19 protein-coding genes are annotated in these 19,972 nt (G+C 66.2%); 8 read left to right on the forward strand and 11 right to left on the reverse strand.

The window, feature by feature from the left end; translation table 11 throughout:
* Window positions 1–13: 13 nt before the first annotated feature.
* Window positions 14–1,636, reverse strand: coding sequence for an exodeoxyribonuclease VII large subunit (gene xseA, locus XH92_RS07155; RefSeq protein ID WP_194458612.1), 1,623 nt, complete (start codon window positions 1,634–1,636; stop codon window positions 14–16).
* Between the two features lie 165 nt (window positions 1,637–1,801).
* On the opposite strand from xseA, the gene purD reads away from it, so the two are divergent.
* Entirely contained in the window at window positions 1,802–3,079 is a 1,278-nt protein-coding gene (purD, locus tag XH92_RS07160; protein WP_194458613.1) for a phosphoribosylamine--glycine ligase, read from the forward strand.
* A gap of 96 nt (window positions 3,080–3,175) precedes the next feature.
* Here purD and XH92_RS07165 read toward each other — a convergent pair whose 3' ends face one another.
* A complete protein-coding gene (locus XH92_RS07165; protein WP_021077295.1) occupies window positions 3,176–4,408 on the reverse strand; it encodes an acyl-CoA dehydrogenase family protein in 1,233 nt (410 codons plus the stop codon).
* Window positions 4,409–4,524: 116 nt separating this feature from the next.
* On the opposite strand from XH92_RS07165, the gene XH92_RS07170 reads away from it, so the two are divergent.
* On the forward strand, window positions 4,525–5,430 hold the full coding sequence (locus tag XH92_RS07170; protein WP_194458614.1) for an alpha/beta fold hydrolase: 906 nt from the start codon (window positions 4,525–4,527) through the stop codon (window positions 5,428–5,430).
* A gap of 222 nt (window positions 5,431–5,652) precedes the next feature.
* Here the strand turns inward: XH92_RS07170 and XH92_RS07175 are convergent, their stop codons facing one another.
* Window positions 5,653–6,111, reverse strand: coding sequence for a nucleoside deaminase (locus XH92_RS07175; protein WP_035631686.1), 459 nt, complete (start codon window positions 6,109–6,111; stop codon window positions 5,653–5,655).
* Between the two features lie 127 nt (window positions 6,112–6,238).
* On the opposite strand from XH92_RS07175, the gene XH92_RS07180 reads away from it, so the two are divergent.
* The 3 genes from XH92_RS07180 to XH92_RS07190 all read left to right on the forward strand — a co-directional run bounded on the left by XH92_RS07180 (window position 6,239) and on the right by XH92_RS07190 (window position 9,762).
* Window positions 6,239–8,290, forward strand: a complete 2,052-nt coding sequence (locus tag XH92_RS07180) for a pseudouridine synthase (protein WP_194458615.1) — start codon at window positions 6,239–6,241, stop codon at window positions 8,288–8,290.
* Between the two features lie 198 nt (window positions 8,291–8,488).
* Window positions 8,489–9,046 carry a 16S rRNA (guanine(966)-N(2))-methyltransferase RsmD gene (gene rsmD, locus XH92_RS07185; protein WP_194458616.1) on the forward strand — a complete coding sequence of 186 codons (558 nt, stop codon included), beginning with the start codon at window positions 8,489–8,491 and terminating at the stop codon, window positions 9,044–9,046.
* A 98-nt stretch (window positions 9,047–9,144) separates the two neighbouring features.
* Window positions 9,145–9,762, forward strand: a complete 618-nt coding sequence (locus tag XH92_RS07190) for a hypothetical protein (RefSeq protein ID WP_194458617.1) — start codon at window positions 9,145–9,147, stop codon at window positions 9,760–9,762.
* 251 nt (window positions 9,763–10,013) lie between these two features.
* Here the strand turns inward: XH92_RS07190 and mutL are convergent, their stop codons facing one another.
* On the reverse strand, window positions 10,014–11,831 hold the full coding sequence (gene mutL / locus XH92_RS07195) for a DNA mismatch repair endonuclease MutL (protein ID WP_194458618.1): 1,818 nt from the start codon (window positions 11,829–11,831) through the stop codon (window positions 10,014–10,016).
* 232 nt (window positions 11,832–12,063) lie between these two features.
* Here mutL and XH92_RS07200 point away from each other — a divergent pair, with 232 nt between their 5' ends.
* Both XH92_RS07200 and XH92_RS07205 read left to right on the forward strand, forming a co-directional pair.
* A complete protein-coding gene (locus XH92_RS07200) occupies window positions 12,064–12,375 on the forward strand; it encodes a ribbon-helix-helix domain-containing protein (protein ID WP_194458619.1) in 312 nt (103 codons plus the stop codon).
* Window positions 12,376–12,483: 108 nt separating this feature from the next.
* On the forward strand, window positions 12,484–12,690 hold the full coding sequence (locus tag XH92_RS07205; protein ID WP_194458620.1) for a hypothetical protein: 207 nt from the start codon (window positions 12,484–12,486) through the stop codon (window positions 12,688–12,690).
* Between the two features lie 86 nt (window positions 12,691–12,776).
* Here XH92_RS07205 and XH92_RS07210 read toward each other — a convergent pair whose 3' ends face one another.
* Genes XH92_RS07210 through XH92_RS07225 form a run of 4 tightly spaced genes read right to left on the reverse strand, consistent with a single transcriptional unit; the run spans window position 12,777 to window position 15,666 of the window.
* Complete coding sequence (locus XH92_RS07210; protein WP_194458621.1) at window positions 12,777–14,345, reverse strand: GMC family oxidoreductase; 1,569 nt, start codon at window positions 14,343–14,345, stop codon at window positions 12,777–12,779.
* Between the two features lie 24 nt (window positions 14,346–14,369).
* Entirely contained in the window at window positions 14,370–14,918 is a 549-nt protein-coding gene (locus XH92_RS07215) for a gluconate 2-dehydrogenase subunit 3 family protein (protein WP_194458622.1), read from the reverse strand.
* 31 nt (window positions 14,919–14,949) lie between these two features.
* The gene (locus tag XH92_RS07220; RefSeq protein ID WP_194458623.1) at window positions 14,950–15,345 is read right to left on the reverse strand and encodes a VOC family protein; all 396 of its coding nucleotides are present in this window, start codon (window positions 15,343–15,345) and stop codon (window positions 14,950–14,952) included.
* Window positions 15,346–15,666: a cytochrome c family protein gene (locus XH92_RS07225; protein ID WP_194461151.1), complete on the reverse strand. Its 321-nt coding sequence runs from the start codon at window positions 15,664–15,666 to the stop codon at window positions 15,346–15,348.
* A gap of 237 nt (window positions 15,667–15,903) precedes the next feature.
* On the opposite strand from XH92_RS07225, the gene XH92_RS07230 reads away from it, so the two are divergent.
* Window positions 15,904–16,377 carry a hypothetical protein gene (locus tag XH92_RS07230; RefSeq protein WP_246788302.1) on the forward strand — a complete coding sequence of 158 codons (474 nt, stop codon included), beginning with the start codon at window positions 15,904–15,906 and terminating at the stop codon, window positions 16,375–16,377.
* A 97-nt stretch (window positions 16,378–16,474) separates the two neighbouring features.
* On the opposite strand, the gene arfB is transcribed toward XH92_RS07230, so the two are convergent.
* From arfB to XH92_RS07245, 3 genes are all read right to left on the reverse strand, one after another.
* A complete protein-coding gene (arfB, locus tag XH92_RS07235; protein WP_194458624.1) occupies window positions 16,475–16,894 on the reverse strand; it encodes an alternative ribosome rescue aminoacyl-tRNA hydrolase ArfB in 420 nt (139 codons plus the stop codon).
* Between the two features lie 317 nt (window positions 16,895–17,211).
* Window positions 17,212–18,576 (reverse strand): M16 family metallopeptidase, encoded by a 1,365-nt coding sequence (locus XH92_RS07240; protein ID WP_371817965.1) that lies wholly within the window; start codon window positions 18,574–18,576, stop codon window positions 17,212–17,214.
* Window positions 18,573–19,964: a pitrilysin family protein gene (locus XH92_RS07245; protein ID WP_194458625.1), complete on the reverse strand. Its 1,392-nt coding sequence runs from the start codon at window positions 19,962–19,964 to the stop codon at window positions 18,573–18,575. Before XH92_RS07245 ends, XH92_RS07240 begins: the two co-directional genes overlap by 4 nt.
* Window positions 19,965–19,972: the final 8 nt, after the last annotated feature.

Consider the following 19,972-nt stretch of genomic DNA (forward strand, 5'->3'; position numbering starts at 1 on the left):
ATGCTCAAACAAATCAGAACAGGCTGCCCTGATCGACCGGCTTGGTGACGCGCTTCGGCGCCGCCGGTTTCGTTTCACGCGGCTGCGGCTTCGGCTGGCTCTCGGGCGTTGCCGTCGCCGCAGGCTGGTCGGCATTCGTGGTGGCGGCGACGCGGCCGTCGGCGAACTCGATCGACAGGTTGGCGTTCGGGCCGACCGCCGCGGCGGAATGGATCGCGTGTCCCTGTGCGTCGCGCACCAGCGCGAAGCCGCGCGCCAGCACGCCGCGATAGGACAGCGCCGACAGCAGCTGGCTGCGATGGGCGACCCGTGCCTCGAGCCGCTGCAGCGTCGTCTTGAGCGCGCGGCGGGCGCGCTCGGCGAGGCGGTGGGTGCGCTCGAGATCGCGCGCGATCGCGTTGCGCTGTGCCTTCGCATTGGCGAGCTTCGAGGCCTTGAGCCGGATCTCGAGCCCGCTGAAGCGTTCCTGCCGGCGATGCAACAGCGTGCGCGCCGACAGCGCGACGCGCTCGCCAGACACCGTGAGCCGCTGCCGCGCATGCGCGATCTGGCCACGCAGCACGCCGATGGTGAGGCGCGAGCTCGACGCGGCAAAGCGGCGGAAATGCGCGTGCGTGTTGGCTTTCAGCCCGCGCGGCAGCCCGGCTGCGAGATGATCGAGCCGCTGCCGCGGGATCGCCAGCAGTTCGTTCGCCGCCGGCAGCGCCCGCGCCGCGGCACGCAGCTCCGTGCGGCGCGCCTCCTGGGCGCGCTGCCAGCACACCATGGTGCGGCGGGCGAGCGCCTGGACCTCGACGAACAGCTCGCTGCGCACCGGCACCGCCATCTCGGCGGCGGCGGTCGGCGTCGGCGCGCGCTTGTCGGCGACGAAGTCGATCAGCGTGATGTCGGTCTCGTGGCCGACCGCCGAGATCAGCGGAATGTGGCTCTCGGCCGCGGCGCGGACCACGATCTCCTCGTTGAACGACCACAGATCCTCCAGCGAGCCGCCGCCGCGTGCAACGATCAGGAGGTCGGGCCGCGGGATCCTGCCGCCCTCCGGCAGCGCGTTGAAGCCGCGGATCGCGGCCGCGACCTGTTCGGCCGAGCCATCGCCCTGCACCTTGACCGGCCAGACCAGCACGCGGCGGGGGAAGCGGTCCTCGAGCCGATGCAGGATGTCGCGGATCACCGCGCCGGTCGGCGAAGTGACGACGCCGATCACCTCGGGCAGCCAGGGCAACAGCTGCTTGCGGGCCTCGTCGAACAGGCCCTCGGCCGCGAGCTTCTTCTTGCGCTCCTCCATCAGCGCCATCAGCGCGCCGACACCGGCCGGCTCCAGCGAATCGATGACGATCTGGTACTTCGAGGAGTTCGGATAGGTGGTCAGCTTGCCGGTGGCGATGACCTCGAGGCCCTCCTGCGGCTTGAAGCGCATGCGGGCGTGGGCGAACTTCCAGATCACCGCCTCGATCTTGGCGCTCTCGTCCTTGAGGGCGAAATAGCAGTGGCCGGAGGAGTGCGGGCCGCGAAAGCCGGATATCTCGCCGCGGACGCGGACATGGCCGAACCGGTCCTCCACCGTCCGCTTCAGGGCGGAGGAGAGTTCCGAGACGGTGAATTCGGGCGCGTTGACGAGATTCGGAGCAGCGGTCATCTGAGCTATAGAATCGGGGTTTTCGACCCCGTGTGCAAGGTCCGGCCGCCGCGTTTCAGGCGCCGAATCACATATCCACATCTGATCGAACCGCGTGTTGCCGCGGTCGGGGAGCGTGCTAAACCGGACGAAACGGCGTTACAACCCCTCTGATCGGCGACACAGATGAACATCCTCCTGCTCGGTTCCGGTGGCCGCGAACATGCGCTGGCGTGGAAGATCGCCGCATCCCCGCTGGTGACGAAACTCTGGTGCGCGCCGGGCAATGCCGGGATCGCGCGCGAGGCCGAGTGCATCGCGCTCGACGTCGCCGACCATGCCGCGGTGATCGAGTTCTGCCGGCGTAACGCGGTCGATCTCGTGGTGGTCGGCCCGGAGACGCCGCTCGCCGCAGGGATCGTCGACGATCTTGCCGCTGATGGCATCAAGGCGTTCGGGCCGAGCAAAGCGGCCGCGCAGCTCGAGGGCTCCAAGGGCTTCACCAAGGACCTCTGCAGCGAGTTCAACATTCCGACCGGCGCCTATCGCCGCTTCGACAATGCGAAGGATGCGGTGGCCTATGTCCGCGCCCAGGGCGCGCCGATCGTGGTCAAGGCCGACGGGCTCGCCGCCGGCAAGGGCGTCGTGGTGGCGCAGACGCTGTCGGAAGCGGAAGCCGCGATCGCGATGATGTTCGAGGGCGCATTCGGCTCGGCCGGCGCCGAGGTCGTGATCGAGGAATTCCTCTCCGGCCGCGAGATCAGCTTCTTTGCGCTGTGCGACGGCGAGACCGCGATTCCGCTGGCCTCGGCGCAGGACCACAAGCGGGTGTTCGATCACGACAAGGGACCGAACACCGGCGGCATGGGCGCCTATTCGCCGACGCCGTTCGTGACCCCTGAGGTCCACGACCAGATCATGGCCCGGATCATCCTGCCGACGGTTGCGGGGATGAAGAGCCGCGGCACGCCGTTCAAGGGCGTGCTCTATGCCGGCGTGATGCTGACCGCGCAGGGCCCAAAGCTGTTCGAGTACAATGTCCGCTTCGGCGATCCCGAGTGCCAGGTGCTGATGCTGCGGATGATGTCGGACATCGTGCCGGCGCTGCTCGCCTCGATCGACGGGCAATTGAGGAATTTCGACCTGCGCTGGTACCCGGACCCGGCGCTGACGGTGGTGATGGCGGCCAAGGGTTATCCCGGCGACTACATCAAGGGCACCCGGATCGACGGCCTCGACGACGCCGCCGAGGTCGAGGGTGTCGAGATCTTCCACGCCGGCACGGTCGCGAAGGACGGCGCCATCCTCGCCAACGGCGGGCGGGTGCTGAACGTCTGCGCGCTGGGCAAGACGGTCACCGAGGCGCGCGACCGAGCCTATCAGGCCGTCGATCGCATCAAATGGCCGGAGGGATTCTGCCGCCGCGACATCGCCTGGCAGGCGGTGGAACAGGAACGGGGCTAGCGCCACGTCATTGCGAGGAGCGAAGCGACGAAGCAATCCATCCATCCCCGTGTGGAGAAGTGGATTGCTTCGCTTCGCTCGCAATGACGGTGGAAGTTACAACAAATCGCCGCCCGCCGCGCTCGCGGTGGTGCCGTGCTCGCGGAACGCCTTGATGACGTTCTTGCCGATCTTCCACTTGTGCACCTCGTCCGGGCCATCGACCAGCCGCTGCGAGCGCACCTGGGTGTACCATTTCGCCAGCGGCGTATCCTGGCTGAAGCCGAGCGCGCCGTGCAGCTGGATCGCGGTGTCGATCACCTTGTGCACCATATGGGCGTGGAAGATCTTGGCGATCGAGTTTTCCTGGCGGATGTCGAGGCCCTTCTCCGCCTTGTAGGCGATGTGCAGCAGCATCAGCCGGCCGATATAGAGCTCGCTGGCGCAGTCGGCGAGCATGAACTGCACCGCCTGCCGGTCCGCCAGCAGCTGGCCGAAGGTCGAGCGCTTGGTGACGTGGGCGGCCGCCATGTCGAGCGCGCGCTGCGCCTTGGCGACATTGTGCATGCCGTGGCGCAGCCGGCCATAGGCGAGGCGGTGCTGGCCCATGTTGAAGCCGTTGCCCTCGCCGCCGAGCAGATTGTCGGCCGGCACCTTCAGGTCCTTGATCTCGATCTCGGAGTGGCCGCCGTGGATCACGTCGTCATGCGGGCCTTCGATCGCCATGTTGGCGACGTTGCGCTTGATGCGGTAGCCGGGGTTGGGCAGCTCGACAATGAACGTCGAATACTGCTTGTGGCGCGGCGCGTTCGGATCGGTCTTCGCCATGACCAGCGCGAGATCGGCGACGCTCGCCGACGAGGAGAACCATTTCTCGCCGTTGAGGATGTAGTTCTCGTTGCCGTCCTTCACGGCTGTGGTCTGCATGCCGGTGGCATCGGCGCCGGCGGCCTTCTCGGTCATCGAGAAGCAGATCCGCTTCTCGCCGTTCAAGAGGGGCTTGAGGAATTTCTCCTTCTGATACTCGGTGCCGTGCGCCAGGATCGTCATCATCGAGGCGTCGTCCGGCCCTTGCGTGTTCATCGAGAGCGCGCCGAGCATGCTCTCGCCGAGCTCCATCTGCACCAGCGCGTTCGCCAGCGGGCCGAGTCCCATACCGCCATACTCCTTGGGCACGAAGGGGCACCACAGGCCCTGCGCACGGGCCTTCTTCCGCAGCGGCGCCAGCACCTCGGCGAGCGGCTTGGTGTCGAGTTCCTTTTCCGCCGGAATGCACTCGTCGTGCACGAATTTGCGCACCTTCTCGCGGATCGCCTTGGCCTCGGCGGGAATCTCAAAATCGATCGACATGGCACTTCCTCGTTTCGTGTTGTTGTTGGCAGGACCTCAGGATGGCATAAACCAGGCCAGCGGCAACGCCGAACAAAGTTTGAAGCGCGGGCGCTCGCGACCGGAAGGAGCTACCGATGCCTGATCTCGCCGATCTTTTTCCCGGCTATGAGTCGAAATGGATCAACACCGCGCAGGGCCGCATCTTCGCCCGCGTCGGCGGCAAGGGCCCGCCGCTGCTGTTGCTGCACGGCTTCTCCTCGACCCATGTGATGTGGCACACGGTCGCGCCGAAGCTTGATGACAAGTTCACGCTGATCATCGCCGACCTGCCGGGCTATGGCTGGTCCGACATGCCTGATAGCGACAAGGATCATACGCCCTACACCAAGCGGGCCTGGGCGAAGACCATGGTCGAGGCGATGGAGCAGCTCGGCCATGTGCATTTCGCGCTCGCCGGCCACGACCGGGGCGGCCGGGTGTCGTACCGCCTCGCACTCGATCATCCCGGCCGGCTGTCGAAGCTCGCAGTGCTCGATATCGCGCCGACCTATGATTACTGGCAGAAGCTCAATCGCCTCTCGGCGCTGAAGATCTATCATTGGGCGTTCTTGGCGCAGCCCTATCCGCTGCCGGAGACGCTGATCTCCAACAACGGCGAATTCTTCCTCAAGGAGAAGATGGCGAGCCAGACCAGGACCAAGACGCTGGAGGCGATCGATCCGCGCGCGCTCGCGCATTACCTTGCGCCGTTCCGCGATCCCGCCCGCATCCACGCGATGTGCGAGGACTACCGCGCCGGCGCCTATGCCGATTACGAGATCGACAAGGCCGATGTCGATGCGGGCAGGAAGATCACGATTCCGATGCTGGCACTGTGGGGCGATGCCGGCGTTGCCAGCGCGGCAACGACGCCGCTCGACACCTGGAAGAACTGGGCCACCAACGTCAGCGGCGCGCCGGTGCCGTCGGGGCATTTCCTGCCCGAGGAGGCGCCGGACGCGACGGCGAAGCTGCTGCGCGAGTTTTTCCTGGCGGCTTGATGCAGTTTTTGCCCGTCATCCTGAGGTGCGAGCGGAGCGAGCCTCGAAGGATGAATCGGCCCGGCTGGTGGCCGTGCATCCTTCGAGGCTCGCAAGGGCTCGCACCTCAGGATGACGGGTTCAAGATCTTGCGTAGCCCGGATGGAGCGAAGCGAAATCCGGGACTGTCTCCGCGGAGAAAGCTCCCGGATTGCGCTGCGCTTCATCCGGGCTACGGATCCGTTACCGCCGCTCCCTGAAGAACTCGCGCAAGAGGCGCGCGGACTCGGTCTCGCCGACTGCGCCATAGACCTCCGGGACGTGGTGGCAGGTCGGCTGCGCGAAGAACCGCACGCCGGACTCGACTGCGCCGCCCTTGGGGTCGGCGGCGCCGTAGTACAGCCGGCGGATCCGCGCGAACGAGATCGCGCCGGCGCACATGGTGCAGGGCTCCAGCGTCACGTAGAGGTCGCAGTCGACCAGCCGTTCGGTGCCGATCGCCTCTGCCGCCTGCCGGATCGCCAGGATCTCGGCATGGGCGGTGGGGTCGCGGTCGGTCAGGGTGCGGTTGCCGGCGGTGGCGATCACCTCGTAGCCGCGCACGATCACGCATCCGATTGGAACTTCGCCAGCTTTTCCGGCATTTTCGGCGGTTTTCAGCGCCAAATCCATGAAAGAAGGGGCAGACATGCCTCGTATCATCGGAAGAAACCTGCTAGTAGCGTCGCCTTCAGCAGAAGTGGATGCCGGTTTTGCGCCAGTCGCGCCCTGATGGCGCGCGTATCGCCGGTTGCCCTGCGCCCAATTGAACCTCCAGGCGAGAACATTCATGCCCCGCGACAGCGACAAAAACAACGATTCCCGCGGCCGGCGGGACCGGGGCGGCCCCGGGAAGGGGCGGCCCAGTGGCTCCCGCGGATCGGACAAGCCGTTCGGCAAGCGCGGTTTCGGCGGCAAAGGTGGTGATCGCGACAAGCGCTCGTTCGGCGACAAGGGCGAGGGCCGCTCGTTCCGCCGCCGTGAGGATGGCGATGCGCCGCGCCGCGACTATGGCGACCGGCCGCGCTTCAAGCGGGATGACCGTGCCGGCGAGGGTGGCGGCAAGCGTCCGTTCAAGCCGCGCGGCGAGCGCCGGGATTTTGAGGCAGGCGATCGGCCGCAGCGCGGCGAGCGCCAGGGTGAGCGTGGTGGCTTTCGTTCGGAGGGCCGGTCATCTGATCGCAAGTTCGGTGAGAAGCGATCCTATGGCGATCGCGAGAAGCGTCCCTACACGCCGCGCGGCGAGCGCGATGGCGAGAAGCGTTCCTTTGCCCCGCGCGGCGAGCGCGCCGAGCGCAAGTTCGACGACCGGAAGTTTTCGCGCGGCGATCGCGACAAGGCCTCGTTCCGCGACAAGGGCGAGGGCCGTCCGTTCCGCCGCCGCGAGGATGGCGATGCACCGCGCCGCGATTTCGGCGATCGGCCGCGCTTCAAGCGCGACCGCGACTTCGAAGGCCGCGACCGCAGCGACGAGAAGCCATGGCAGAAGCGCGACCGCAAACCGCGCGAAGATCGTGGCGGTGACGAGCGTCCGCGCTTCTCGCGGTCGCGCGATGATCGCGGTGGCGATGAACGTCCGCGGTTCTCCCGGTCTCGCGACGATCGTGAGCAGGGTGATCGTCCGAAATTCAGCCGTCCGCGCTGGGGTCGTGACGATGATGGTGGCCGCGACAACCGCCGGCGCGAGCGCCCGGAAGGCCGCACCGACTGGCAGGAGCATCCGCGCAGCGAGGGCCGCTTCTCCGACCGGCCGCGCCGCGACAATGAGGACGACAGCAGGATCTTCACGAAGCGCCCGGCCTTCGGTGGCCGCGGCGCTTATCGCGAACGCTCCTACGACGATCGCCGCGAGCGTCCCGAGCCAAAGCCGAAGAAGACAGGCGAACGCATTGCCAAAGTGCTGGCGCGCGCCGGCCTCGCCTCGCGCCGCGATGCCGAGGAGATCGTCACCCAGGGGCGCGTCACCGTCAACGGGCGGGTGATCAACTCGCCGGCGCTCGATATCACCGACAACGATGTCGTGGCGGTCGACGGCAAGCCGTTGCCGCCGCGCGAGCGGACGCGGCTGTTCATGTACCACAAGCCGCGCGGGCTGATGACGACGCATGCCGATCCCGAGGGGCGGCCGACCGTGTTCGACAATCTGCCCGAGGGTCTGCCGCGGCTGATCTCGATCGGCCGGCTCGATTTCAACACCGAGGGCCTGTTGCTGCTGACCAATGATGGCGGGCTGGCGCGAACGCTGGAGCATCCCGACACCGGCTGGCTGCGGCGCTACCGGGTACGCGCGCATGGCGAAGTGACGCAAGCGCAGCTCGATCAACTCAAGGACGGCGTCGAGGTCGACGGCGTCAAATACGGGCCGATCGACGCGACGCTGGAGCGTGACCAGAGCTCCAACGTCTGGGTGGTGTTCGCGATCCGCGAGGGCAAGAACCGCGAGGTGCGCAACGTGATGGCGCATCTCGGGCTCGAGGTGAACCGGCTGATCCGGATCTCCTACGGCCCCTTCCAGCTCGGTGAGCTCGAGGAGGGCAAGGTCGAGGAAGTCAAGACGCGGGTGCTGCGCGAGCAGCTCGGCGAGAAGATCGCCAAGATCGCGGGTGCCGACTTCACGCGGCCGGAGCAGCGTGACGCCGCCGTCGACGATGCGCCCGCCAGGAAGCCGAAGGCCAAGCGCGAAACCATCAACGATCGCAAGGGCCGCCGCGTGCTGGTGCAGCGCACCGGCAGCGAGGAAGCGCGCGCCCGCAACGAGGACGAGGCCAACGGCTACGGCCCGCCGCGCCGTCCCAAGCGCGGCTATCACGGCAAGCGCGATCTCAAGCCGCGCGACGAGTAAGGCGGTCGCGATGGGGCGCGCGTTTCTTGCCGCGGTGGTTGCCGAGCGGCACACTGTGCTCCCTTCCCCCTTGTGGGGAAGGGTTGGGGAAGGGGGTGCCGCTTGCTCCGACTTCCCGTGTGGCAGCCCCCTCCCTAGCCCTCCCCCACAAGGGGGGAGGGAACGCACCGTGCGTGCGGCAAACGTGCGAGCTCTGTAATGCGTGTCGTCGGGGGCAGGCTGAAGGGCCGCAATCTCGCTTCGCCGTCGGGCCGCGAGATCAGGCCGACTGCGGATCGGTTGCGCGAGTCCGTGTTCAACATCCTCGTCCACGCCTACGACAATCCGATTGAGGACGCGCGCGTGCTCGATCTGTTTGCCGGCACCGGTGCGCTCGGCATCGAGGCGGCCTCGCGCGGCGCCAGGTTCACGCTGTTCGTCGACAACGGCGCCGAGGCGCGGGCGCTGCTGCGCAACAATGTCGAGTCGCTCGGCCTTGGCGGAACGACCAAGGTCTATCGCCGCGATGCCACGGATCTCGGACCGGCGCATCCGGTCGAGCCGTTCTCGCTGGTGTTTCTCGATCCGCCCTACGGCAAGGGGCTTGCCGACAAGGCGCTGGCCTCGCTGCGCGACGGCGGCTGGCTGACCCCGGGCGCGTTGCTCGTGGTGGAGGAGGCGAAGGCCGCTTCGTTCGCGGCGCCCGAAGGCTTCGAGGAGCTCGAGCGGCGCGCCTATGACGACACGGAGTTCGTGTTTCTTCGCGAAAAAGTGTAGGGCGCATTGGCGTCAGGGCGCTCCGCCGACCTTATGGCGGCGCACGGATTCGGCTAATCCACCGGACGAAGTTTCATCGCCATTCGCGGGGGCGAGCCATGGCCGACACTCTTGCCGCGCTGGCCGGTCAGCTGGAGACGCGTGTCAAGGCGTTGCGCAGCGCGGGCGATGACGCGGCGCTGCTGGCGGCCGCGCGCGATGCCGCCGACCAGATCGAGCGCCGTCGCGGCGCACAGGATGATGACGAGCGTGACGCGCTCAAGATCGTGCAGCGGATGACGTTCAACGCCGCGGCCGATTGCTGGCCGGGCTGGAGCGTTTCGGGCATGCCGGTCAAGTCGGATCATCTGCTGGCGGCGCGCGAGCTTGCTGAGCGTTCGCTGGACCTCGTGCAGGAGCTGGGGTTCGGGCCGTTGCGGCTGGGCACGGGCGCCTGGCTGGTGGGGGCCTTCGACCTGGCGCTTGGCCGCTATCTCGAGGCGATCGACATCTTTCGTGGTGTGCGTCGGCATTACGTCGACGCAAGCGCGCCCGGCCTGGTGCTGCTGACGGATGGCTATATCGCGATCGCGCAGCAACTTGCCAGGGGGCAGGCCAGCGGTGAAGATTTCGATCAGGTCTGCAAGCGGATCGCCGCAGGCAGGTTCGAGCACGGCGACGAATGGATTGCACAGTTGCGCACGGCGTTGCACGCGTTCGCGCGCAAGAATTCGTAGCCAGAATTCGTAGGCGTAGAGCGACTTGTCCGCCGTAGCTCGAAGAGCGAAGGCGGAAGCGAAACCCGTCCATACGGCTAAGGCGATACCGAGTTCGTGTTCCTTCGAGGCGTGACATTGCCACTTGTTGTGCTGTCATCACCCGCGCATGCGGGTGATCCAGTACGCCGAGGCCTCTCGTTCGATCACAACAGCCGCGACGTACTGGATCGCCTGGTCGAGCCGGGCGATGACAGTTGTGTGTGCGGCGGTCATCTTCGCCCGAACAGCTTCTCGATATCGCTCAGCTTCAATTCGACATAGGTCGGGCGGCCGTGGTTGCACTGGCCGGAGTTCGGCGTGTCTTCCATCTCGCGCAGCAGCGCGTTCATCTCTTCGGGCTTGAGGCGTCTGCCGGCGCGGACCGAGCCGTGGCAGGCCATGGTGGCGGCGACATGCATCAGTCGGCGCTCCAGCGGCAATGCCTCATCCCACTCGGCCATGTGCTCGGCGAGGTCGCGCAGCAGGCCGGCCGCATTGGTCCTGCCGAGCAGCGAGGGCGTCTCGCGCACGGCGACCGCGCCGGGGCCGAACGACTCGATCGCGAGACCGAACGAGGCCAGCTCCTCGGCGCGATCGAGCAGTTTTTCGACGGTCGCCTCATCGAGCTCGACGATCTCCGGGATCAACAGGATCTGCCGCTGCACGCCGTTCTTCGCCAGCGAGGCCTTCAGTCTCTCATAGACGATGCGCTCATGCGCCGCGTGCTGGTCCACCACGATCAGGCCGTCGCGGGTTTGCGAGACGATGTAGGTCTCGTGGATCTGGGTGCGCGCGGCGCCCAGCGGACGGTCGAGCAGATCGGGCGCGGGCGCGGCCTCGAAGCGGACATCGGCGGTCGGCGTGCCGACGTCGAAGGCGGCCTGTCCGGGCTCGGCGAAAGCGGTCGCCGCCGCGCTCTCGAAGCCGCGCGTCGGACCAGCCGGATAGGACGGCGAAGCGCGCCAGTCCCAATTGCCCGGGCGCGGCGCCGTGAAGGCGGGACGGAACGCTTGCAGCGTCGCGCCGTCGGCGGTGTTGGCCGCGGTGCGTCTGCCCTCGCGCGCGAGGCCATCTTTCAGCGCGTGCACGATCAACGCGCGGACCAGGCCGGCATTGCGGAAGCGCACCTCGGTCTTGGCCGGATGCACATTGGCGTCGACCTCCTGCGGATCGCAGGTCACGAACAGCGCCACGACGGGATGGCGGTCGCGCGGCAGATAGTCGGAATAGGCCGCGCGCACCGCGCCAAGGATCAGCTTGTCGCGCACCGGGCGGCCGTTGACGAACAGATATTGCCCGAGCGCATTGGCGCGGGTCAGCGACGGCGCGGCGGCAAAGCCCTCGACCACGACGCCCTCGCGCTCGGCGCGCACGTCGATTGCGCTGGCGCGGAAGTCGGCGCCGAGGATATCGCCGAGCCGCGTCAGCCGGCCGGCCGCGCCGGGCAGCGCGGCGGCCCAGGTGACCGGCGCGCGCTCTTCACCGGCCAGCGTGAAGGCGATGTCGGGGCGCGCCATGCCGAGGCGGCGCACCACTTCGCGGATCGCCTCCGCTTCGGTGCGGTCGGTCTTGAGGAATTTCAGCCGCGCCGGCGTCGCGTAGAACAGTTCGTTGACCTCGACGCGGGTGCCCTGGCCGAGCGCGGCCGGCATGATCTCCGATTTCTCGCCGCCCTCGACCGCCAGCGACCAGGCATGCGGTTCGCCGGCATGGCGCGTGGTGATGCCGAGCTTTGCCACCGCGCCGATCGACGGCAGCGCCTCGCCGCGGAACCCGAGCGTGCGGATGCGCAACAGGTCTTCGTCATCGAGTTTGGAGGTGGCGTGGCGGTCGACCGCAAGCGCGAGGTCTGACCGCGTCATGCCGCCGCCGTCGTCGGTGATGCCGATCCGGCGCCGCCCGCCGCCGTCGGTGAAAACGTCGATCCGGCTGGCGCCGGCGTCGATCGCGTTCTCGACCAGTTCCTTGACGACGCTCGCAGGACGTTCGACCACTTCGCCGGCGGCGATGCGGTTGACGAGCTGTTCGGGAAGCTGGCGGACGGGCATGGATGACGCGATCGGACAGGGATTCGAGGTTCGGCGGCATTGTAGTCGGCTCGCCGGCCAAATGCATTGGCCGGCCGGCGAATGGCTGCCTTTAGCTGGGGATGGAGCCGGCCTATCGCCTTGAAGACACTCAACTTCGCGTGCGTGCGGGCTACGTCCTACGTGGCGATTGTGACGCCGCACGCGCGGGTATATCGTTTAGAAAAATTATAATCCGATCGGGAGGATAGCCATGTGCCATTTATTCTCGCACCAGCCGCAGCGCAATTACGAATCGCAGACCCGGTCGCTGCGGATCGGCGGTCATTGCACCTCGATCCGGCTGGAAATGTCGTTCTGGGACACGCTGGAGGAGATCGCCGCCAAGGAGGGGATGAGCGTCGCCAAGTTCGTCACCACGCTCTATGGCGAAGTCCTCAACCATCACGGCGAGGTCAATAATTTCGCATCGCTGTTGCGCTGCTGCTGCTTGATCTATCGCTCGCAGAGCGCAGTTTCGGTCACCGAATTCCAGCGCCAGCCCATCCTCGACGCCGCCGAATAGACGTCACTTGAACAGTCCCTCGTCGCCCGCGGCCGCAGTGCCAGAACTCATCACCGTGTTGGATCGCCTGGCGGCCTTGCTGCGTGAGACAGGTGGAGTTCGCATTGGGTGGATTGGGTGGAAAAATCCCGCCGCGAGATTGCAAACAGCGATTTTCATGGCATCGAGCGGCTATTGGGTGCCTACGGCGGGACGGGCTCGTTTAGTGATCTGGTGCTATCATCATCGTCCGACGACGAGCTGGATCGGCTTCGAACCCGAGCGAGGGAGTTGGCAATCCTGATCAGAGACAACGCCGATATCAGCGGCGCATAGTTTTGGATCTTTCAAAGGCAAAAAGAAAGGCGGCCTTGTCCTGTTGGGCAAGGCCGCTTCAGTGAGAGGGGAATTGTATTTTCTTGCTAGATCTCCTTGCGCTGCATCGCGCCGGCGATCGTGTCGGCCTGCCGGATCGCCAGCGACACGATCGTCAGCGTCGGATTGCAGGCCGCGCCTGAGGTGAACTGGCTGCCGTCGGAGACGAACAGGTTCTTGATGTCGTGGGTCTGGCCGAACTTGTTGACCACGCCGTCGCGCGGCTTCTCGCTCATCCGGTTGGTGCCCATGTTGTGGGTCGAGGGATAGGGCGGCGTCGGGTAGGTCACGGTGGCGCCGACCGCCTCATAGACCGCGGAGCCCTGCTTGTAGGCGTGATCGCGCATCGCGACATCGTTCGGATGATCGTCGAAATGCACGCTCGCGACCGGCATGCCGAACTTGTCCTTCTCTTTCGGGTCGAGCGTGATGCGGTTGGTCTCCTGCGGCATGTCCTCGCCGACCAGCCACATGCCGGCCATCCGCGGATAGCCCTCCATCGCCGACGTGAAGGTGCGTCCCCACGCGCCGGGATTGAGGAACGCGGCCATGAAGGGCAGGCCGAGTGACAGCGTCTCCATCTCGTAGCCGCCGACGAAGCCGCGCTTCGGGTTGTTGGCGGCCTCGTCGCGGATGATGCCGGCCATCGTGGTGCCGCGATACATGTGCACCGACTTCTCGAAGGTCGCATACACGCTGCCGGTCATGTGCCGCATGTAGTTGCGTCCGACCTGGCCGGACGAGTTGGCGAGGCCATCCGGGAACATGCTGGAGGCGCTGTTGAGCAGCAGGCGCGGGCTCTCGATCGAGTTGCCGGCGACCGCGACGACGCGGGCCTTCTGGCGCTGCATCGCGCCAGTCGTATCGGCATAGACGACGCCGGTGACCTTGCCGGACGCGTCGTGCTCGATCTTGATCACCATGCTGCCGGGGCGCACCTCGAGATTGCCGGTGGCTTCGCCCTTCGGGATCTCGGTGTACAGCGTCGACCATTTGGCGCCGGACTTGCAGCCCTGGAAGCAGAAGCCGATCTGCTGGCAGGAGCCGCGGCCGTCGCGCGGCTCGCTGTTGATCGCCATCCGCCCGGTGTGCACCTCCTTGTAGCCGAGCTTCTTGGCACCGGCTTCCAGCACCTTGAAGTTATTGTTGCCGGGGAGTCCGGGAATGCCGTTGGTGCGGGTGACGCCCATCTTGTTCTCGGCCTTGGCGTAATAGGGCTCCATCTCGGCGAGCGTGATCGGCCAGTCCAGGAGGTTGGCGCCGGGGATGTTGCCGTAAGCCGACTTGATCTTGAACTCGTGCTCATCGAAGCGCAGCGAGGCGCCGGCCCAGTGCACGGTGGAGCCGCCGACCGCCTTCACGATCCAGGCCGGAATGTTCGGGAAGTCCTTGTGCACCCGCCAGCTTCCCGACGTCGTGCGCATGTCCGACCAGGCCAGTTGCCCGAAGCTGTCCCATTCATCGTTGATGAAATCCTGGTTCTCGATGCGCGGGCCGGCTTCGAGGATCACGACCTTGACGCCCTTCTGCGCCAGTTCATTGCCGAGCGTTCCGCCGCCGGCACCGGAGCCGACGATCACCACAACGCCGCTGTCATTCAGATCGAATTTTGCCATTGTTTCCTCCTGGGCGTTGTCCGTTCAGGCCTTCGGCAGCCAGTCGATGTCGGCGAAGCCGCGCTTGATGTAACCGCCATGCTCGGCGGAGGAGCCCTCGTAGCCGAACCGCGGCCAGACCTCCTTGTTGTTGTAGAGCGAGGCGATGAGATCGCCGCGGATCTTCTGGAAGAACGCGCTTGTCTCGATCTGCTGCAGCAGCGCGACGCGATCGTTCTCCCAGGCGATCTGGGCATAGGGCATGTTGTGGCGGTCATTGGCCGCCTGATCGAGCCGGGTTACGCCCTCGTTGATCAGCGCTTTGACCGCCGGATCCTTGGCGGCCTTGTCATCCCACGGCTTGACCGCCGTGATGTAGTAGCTGTCGCCGAGGAAATCGTGCGGATAGATGTCGCGCGCCATCTTCAGCAATGTCTTCATGGTGGCCGGCGTCAGCGTGCCCGCCTCATCGGCCCACGCATCGGTGATGCCAAGCCCGGTCGATGTCGCGATCGCGACTGCGGGTGCGGTGGCGGCCGCGCCCTTGAGAAACACACGCCGGTCATATTTGCTGCGTCGATCGATTTCTCTCATGGTTTCCTCCGTAATTTATTTTCTAGTTGGATTAGCCGAAGCGCCCGCCGCGCTGGATCACCTCGATCTTGTAGCCGTCGGGATCGGAGACGAAGAAGAAGCGCGCCAGCGTCTTGCCGTCATGCTTGAAGTCGCGCAGTGGCCCGGGCGACAGTTTCTCCTTCTCGAAACGCGCATGCTCGGCATCGACGTCATCGACGACGACGGCGAGATGGCCGTAGCCGTCGCCGAGCGCATAGGGTTCCTTGCGGTCGAAATTGACCGTGAGCTCGACCTCGAACGGCGAGGAGGGATGGCGCAGATAGATCAGCGCGAAATCGCCAAATCTCAGATTGTCCGCGATCTCGAGCCCGAAGGCGCGGTGATAGAAGTCGAGCGCCTTGGCCTCGTCGAACACGCGGATCATCGAATGCACGGGTTTCGCCATTCAGTTCAGCTCCTTCAGATAGGCGATGATCAGGGCGCGGGTTTCGGGCCTCGCCTGCCGATAGGCCATCACGGCGCCGGGGATCACCTCTTGTGGATTGGTCAGCCAGGCATCGAGCCTCGTGTCGTCCCAGACGAAGTCAGCCTTGGCGAAGCCCGCGGAATATTTGAAGCCGTCGGCTTGACCAGCATGGCGGCCGACGATCTTGGACAGCGACGGTCCCTGCCGGACGGGATCCGATGTGTTGGTGGTGTGGCAGGTCGCGCATTGCTGCTTGAACAGCGTCGCCCCGTCGGGCGGCTTGGCGGCGGGCAGGGGCATCTGCGCAGCCGTCATTTGCACTGCAAACATCGCGCTGCAAAATCCCAGCGCCAACGTCCACCTTGCCGTCCATTTGGCGCGCAGCTTTGTCATATACATCACCGCCTCTGTGCGATGACTGTAGGAGGCCGAAATCGGCCGTTGGTAGTAGCGGGCTGTTTCACAGCAGAACAAAGCTGGGCGACGATCTGGCGCGGAACCGGTCGCTGCCGCATATGCGGACGACAAATCCGCAAAATGACCGCGAAATCCCTGCACGATCACCACACGACGCAGCTTGCATTGCGTGTGCGCCGTTTGCGGAAAATTCAGTCTCGCGCGATGGGGTTCAGGATCGGCGCTGCAAACGGCGCACGACCCGCGCCGCTCCGTCCATCGTCAATCAAAGTCCAGGAGAAATGGATGACGTTTGCAAAAACCAGCGTGCTCGCCCTTGCCATCTCGGCCGCGATGGCCGGTCCCGTCCTGGCTCAGGGGACGGCTGCACCGGGCACCCAGCTTCGCGGCGGTGCAGCGGGCACAGGAACGGTGCAGCAAGGTGGCGGCATGTCCGGCAGCGGCGATGAGGAAATGGCGGCGCAGCCGACTTCGCCGACGCAAAAGAGCGGTGCCACTGCCAAGTCCAAGGGAACGGTCGGCAGCAGCAGCGGCCACGCGACGACACCGAAGTCCGGTGGTTCCGAGATGGCGCCTGGAACCAAGAAGTACTGAGCAGTCTCGGTTCTGATCAATCAGAACCAGAGTTCTGGCTGCTTGCTCTAACGGGTTTTCTTCGCGCGAACCGGCATCCGCTTCGCGCGAAGACGCTCTAATCGTCGAACCGGCGCGTGCCGCGGCCGGCCTTGACATCGCTGCGGCGTTTCTTGCCTTCGAGCCGGCGTTGCTTGGAGCCGAGCGTCGGCTTGGTCGGCCGCCGCGGTGTCGGCCGCACCATCGCTTCCTTCAGCATCTCGAGCAGCCGCTCGATCGCGTCGGCGCGATTGCGCTCCTGGGTGCGAAACCGAAATGCCTGGATCACGATCACGCCGTCCTTGGTCATGCGGCTGCCGGCAAGCCGCGCCAGCCGCTGCGCGGCATCCGGCGGCAGCACGATCTTCATCGTGTCGAAGCGGAGCTGGGCTGCGGTCGAGACCTTGTTGACGTTCTGCCCGCCCGGACCGGAGGCGCGGACAAAGACGATCTCAATGTCGTTCTCGTCGATCGTAAGGTCGCGGGACACCCGCAGCATGACATCACCCGGCGGAGGGAAGAATCGGCGGCCGCAGGATAGCGGGTTTGGCTGTGCTTGGGTGGCGTTGATGCAGTGTTCGTTGCGTCTGCGTTCGGAGTTCGCGGCCACCCCTCTCCCCACCCTCCCCCAGAAGGGGGGAGGGAGCCCATCCGCCTGTGCTTCCCTTACGCTATCTCAAACCTCTCAAACGCCTGTTATGACGCGATGTGAGGTGAGCACGCCTCTCAGGCTCCCTCCCCCCTTGCGGGGGAGGGTGGGGAGAGGGGTGGCCACAACGGTGGTGTATGAAAGAAGCGGACGCGCGCCGAACCGCCTCAGTTCGCCTTCGGCGGCGCCGAGACCGGCTGCGCGGCGGCTTGCGGGGCGCGGCCGACGATCACGGTGAGCAGGCCGTTGCCCCACAACCGTTTTGAGACCCGCTTGACGTCGTCGAGCGTCACCGCATCGACGATGGCGCTGCGCTTCTCGATATAGTCGATCGGCAGCTTGTCGAGCTGGTATTGCAGCATCGCCTGCGCGAGCTTGGAGGAGGTGTCGAGCGCCAGCATCTGCGAGCCCTTCAGATAGGACTTCGCCTCGTCGAGCTCTTGCTGCGTCGGACCTTGCTCGGCGATGCGGCGGATCTCCGCATCGATCGCATCGACGGTCTCGCCGGCGCGGTCGGCGCGGGTGCCGGTGTTGCCGATGAACAGCGCGGAGTGATCCATCCACAGCAGCGCGTCATAGATCGAGTAGGCCAGCCCGCGCTTCTCGCGCACTTCCTTGTACAGCCGCGACGACAGCCCGCCGCCGCCGAGAATGTGGTTCACCACATAGGCGGCCATGAAATCCGGATCGTGCCTGTTGATGCCGGGGCCGCCGAAGGTGACGACGGTCTGCGGCACGTCGAGCGGGACGAAGGCGCGCTGCGGCGGCTTGGTCGCCACGACGTCGGGGATCGGCGTCAGTTCGGCCTTGGCCGGCAGGCCGCCAAAAGTCTTGTCCAGCAGCTTGCCGAGCGTATCGGCATCGACGTCGCCGACCACGGCGATCCGTAGCGTATCCTTGGCGATGATGCGGCGGACATAGTCCTTCAGATCGGCGATCTCGATGGTCGGCACGCTCTCCAGCGTCCCGGTCGCCGTCCTGCCATAGGGATGATCGCCGAAGGCGAGCTCGAGGAACTTGCGCCCGGACAGCGAGGACGGATTGGTCGATTCGCGGCGCAGGTTCGAGATCACCTGGGCGCGGATGCGTTCGACGTCCTTCGGCTCGAACCGCGGCGAAGCCAGCGCCATCCGCAGCAGGTCGTAGGCCTCGTCCTTGTTGTCCTTGAGCATGCGCAGCGAGCCGCGGAACTGATCGCGGTTGGACTGGAAGCTGAGCTCGATGGCGCGGCGCTCGAGCCGCTCATGATAGGTCTTGGAATCGAGATCGCCGGAGCCCTCGTCGAGCAGGTCGGCGACCAGATTGCCGACGCCGGGCTTGCCGGGCGGATCCTGGCTGGCGCCGCCGCCGAAGGAATATTCCATCGCGATCAGCGGCACGGTCGCGTCCTGCACGAACCACGCCTCGATGCCGCCGGGCGACACCAGCCGCTGGATCTTGGCCGCGGCCTGCGAGGGCACTGAGGACAGCGTCAGCATCGCGGCGCAGGCGCCGCCGATCAGCGCCGCGCGGCGGGTAATGAAATAGGTCACGAGCGCTTCTCCTCGCGTTTCGGCGCAGTATCCTTGATCAGATAGCCGGTCACCGACCGCTTCTTGTCGAGCCAGGTGGCGGCAGCAGCGCGCACCTGCTCGGCGGTGACGGCGCGGATACGTTCCGGCCAGCTCCTGATGTCGTCGATGCTGAGCCCGGTGGTCAGCGCGCCGCCATACCAGCGCGCCAGCGTCGCCTGGTTGTCCTGGGCGTAGATCGCCTCCGCGATGAGCTGGGTCTTGACCCGCTCGAGATCCTCGGCGCGCGCGGGGTTCTGCGCGAGATCGGCGATCACCTTGTCGATCGCGTCCTCGATCTGCGCGAACTCGACGCCCGGCTTCGGCGTCACCGAGATCGAGTACTGCGACGGGTCGAGCGCGGTGCCCTGATAGCCGGCGCCGGTCGAGATCGCGAGGCCCTTGTCGATCACCAGCGAGCGATAGAGGTAGGAGTTGGCGCCGCCGCCCATCAATTGCGCGAGCACATCGAGCGCCTGGCTCTCGCCCGCCGCCGCCGTGGTCGCCGAGGGCACCAGATAATAGCGGCGCAGGCTCGGCTGCTCGACGCGGGGATCCGACAGCGTCACGGTGCGCGGTGCGGCCGGGGTCGGCTCCTGCGGCCGGACGCGCTTCTCGGGGATCGCGCGTTGCGCCGGAATCGGGCCGAAATTCTTCTCGACCAGCGGGCGGATATCCTTGACGTCGACGTCGCCGGCGATGACCAGGATCGCGTTGTTCGGCGCATAGAAGCGGCGGTAGAAGGCGAGCGCATCCTCACGGTCGAGCTTCTCGATCTCCTGGTGCCAGCCGATCACCGGCCGGCCGTAGGGATGGTTGAGATAGAGCGCGGCCATGATCTGCTCGGTGAGCCTTGCATCCGGGTTGTTGGCGACCCGCATGTTGAACTCCTCGAGCACGACGTCGCGCTCGGGCAGCACGTTCTCGTCCTTCAGGATCAGGCCGGTCATGCGGTCGGCCTCGAACTCCATCATGGTGGGCAGCTGCTCGCGCGGCACGCGCTGGAAGTAGCCGGTGTAGTCGTTGGAGGTGAAGGCGTTCTCGTTGCCGCCGACGCGCAGCACGGTCTGCGAGAACTCGCCGGCCGGGTGCTTGGCGGTGCCCTTGAACATCAGATGCTCGAGGAAATGCGCGAGGCCGGATTTGCCGGGCGTCTCGTCGGCGGAGCCGACCTTGTACCAGATCATCTGCGTCACCACCGGTGTGCGGTGATCGGGGATCACCACGACCTGCAGGCCGTTGTCGAGCGTGAAGCTCGCGGGGCGTTCCGAGGTGACGGTGGTCTGGGCGCGGAGGCCGGTGCCCGACAGCGGGATCGTTGAGACAAACGCGGCAGCGAACAGGGCAATCGATCGGCGTGAGGGCATCATGATCCTTA

The sequence above is a fragment of the Bradyrhizobium sp. CCBAU 53421 genome (assembly GCF_015291625.1).
In the GTDB taxonomy this organism is placed as follows: Bacteria; Pseudomonadota; Alphaproteobacteria; order Rhizobiales; family Xanthobacteraceae; genus Bradyrhizobium.

What these genes read in the sequence shown, in the direction of transcription:
- xseA (WP_194458612.1), bottom strand. Translation starts at nt 1,636, where the DNA reads ATGACCGCTGCTCCGAATCTCGTCAACGCGCCCGAATTCACCGTCTCG.
- purD (WP_194458613.1), top strand. Translation starts at nt 1,802, where the DNA reads ATGAACATCCTCCTGCTCGGTTCCGGTGGCCGCGAACATGCGCTGGCG.
- XH92_RS07165 (WP_021077295.1), bottom strand. Translation starts at nt 4,408, where the DNA reads ATGTCGATCGATTTTGAGATTCCCGCCGAGGCCAAGGCGATCCGCGAG.
- XH92_RS07170 (WP_194458614.1), top strand. Translation starts at nt 4,525, where the DNA reads ATGCCTGATCTCGCCGATCTTTTTCCCGGCTATGAGTCGAAATGGATC.
- XH92_RS07175 (WP_035631686.1), bottom strand. Translation starts at nt 6,111, where the DNA reads ATGATACGAGGCATGTCTGCCCCTTCTTTCATGGATTTGGCGCTGAAA.
- XH92_RS07180 (WP_194458615.1), top strand. Translation starts at nt 6,239, where the DNA reads ATGCCCCGCGACAGCGACAAAAACAACGATTCCCGCGGCCGGCGGGAC.
- rsmD (WP_194458616.1), top strand. Translation starts at nt 8,489, where the DNA reads ATGCGTGTCGTCGGGGGCAGGCTGAAGGGCCGCAATCTCGCTTCGCCG.
- XH92_RS07190 (WP_194458617.1), top strand. Translation starts at nt 9,145, where the DNA reads ATGGCCGACACTCTTGCCGCGCTGGCCGGTCAGCTGGAGACGCGTGTC.
- mutL (WP_194458618.1), bottom strand. Translation starts at nt 11,831, where the DNA reads ATGCCCGTCCGCCAGCTTCCCGAACAGCTCGTCAACCGCATCGCCGCC.
- XH92_RS07200 (WP_194458619.1), top strand. Translation starts at nt 12,064, where the DNA reads ATGTGCCATTTATTCTCGCACCAGCCGCAGCGCAATTACGAATCGCAG.
- XH92_RS07210 (WP_194458621.1), bottom strand. Translation starts at nt 14,345, where the DNA reads ATGGCAAAATTCGATCTGAATGACAGCGGCGTTGTGGTGATCGTCGGC.
- XH92_RS07215 (WP_194458622.1), bottom strand. Translation starts at nt 14,918, where the DNA reads ATGAGAGAAATCGATCGACGCAGCAAATATGACCGGCGTGTGTTTCTC.
- XH92_RS07220 (WP_194458623.1), bottom strand. Translation starts at nt 15,345, where the DNA reads ATGGCGAAACCCGTGCATTCGATGATCCGCGTGTTCGACGAGGCCAAG.
- XH92_RS07225 (WP_194461151.1), bottom strand. Translation starts at nt 15,666, where the DNA reads ATGCCCCTGCCCGCCGCCAAGCCGCCCGACGGGGCGACGCTGTTCAAG.
- XH92_RS07230 (WP_246788302.1), top strand. Translation starts at nt 15,904, where the DNA reads ATGACCGCGAAATCCCTGCACGATCACCACACGACGCAGCTTGCATTG.
- arfB (WP_194458624.1), bottom strand. Translation starts at nt 16,894, where the DNA reads ATGCTGCGGGTGTCCCGCGACCTTACGATCGACGAGAACGACATTGAG.
- XH92_RS07245 (WP_194458625.1), bottom strand. Translation starts at nt 19,964, where the DNA reads ATGATGCCCTCACGCCGATCGATTGCCCTGTTCGCTGCCGCGTTTGTC.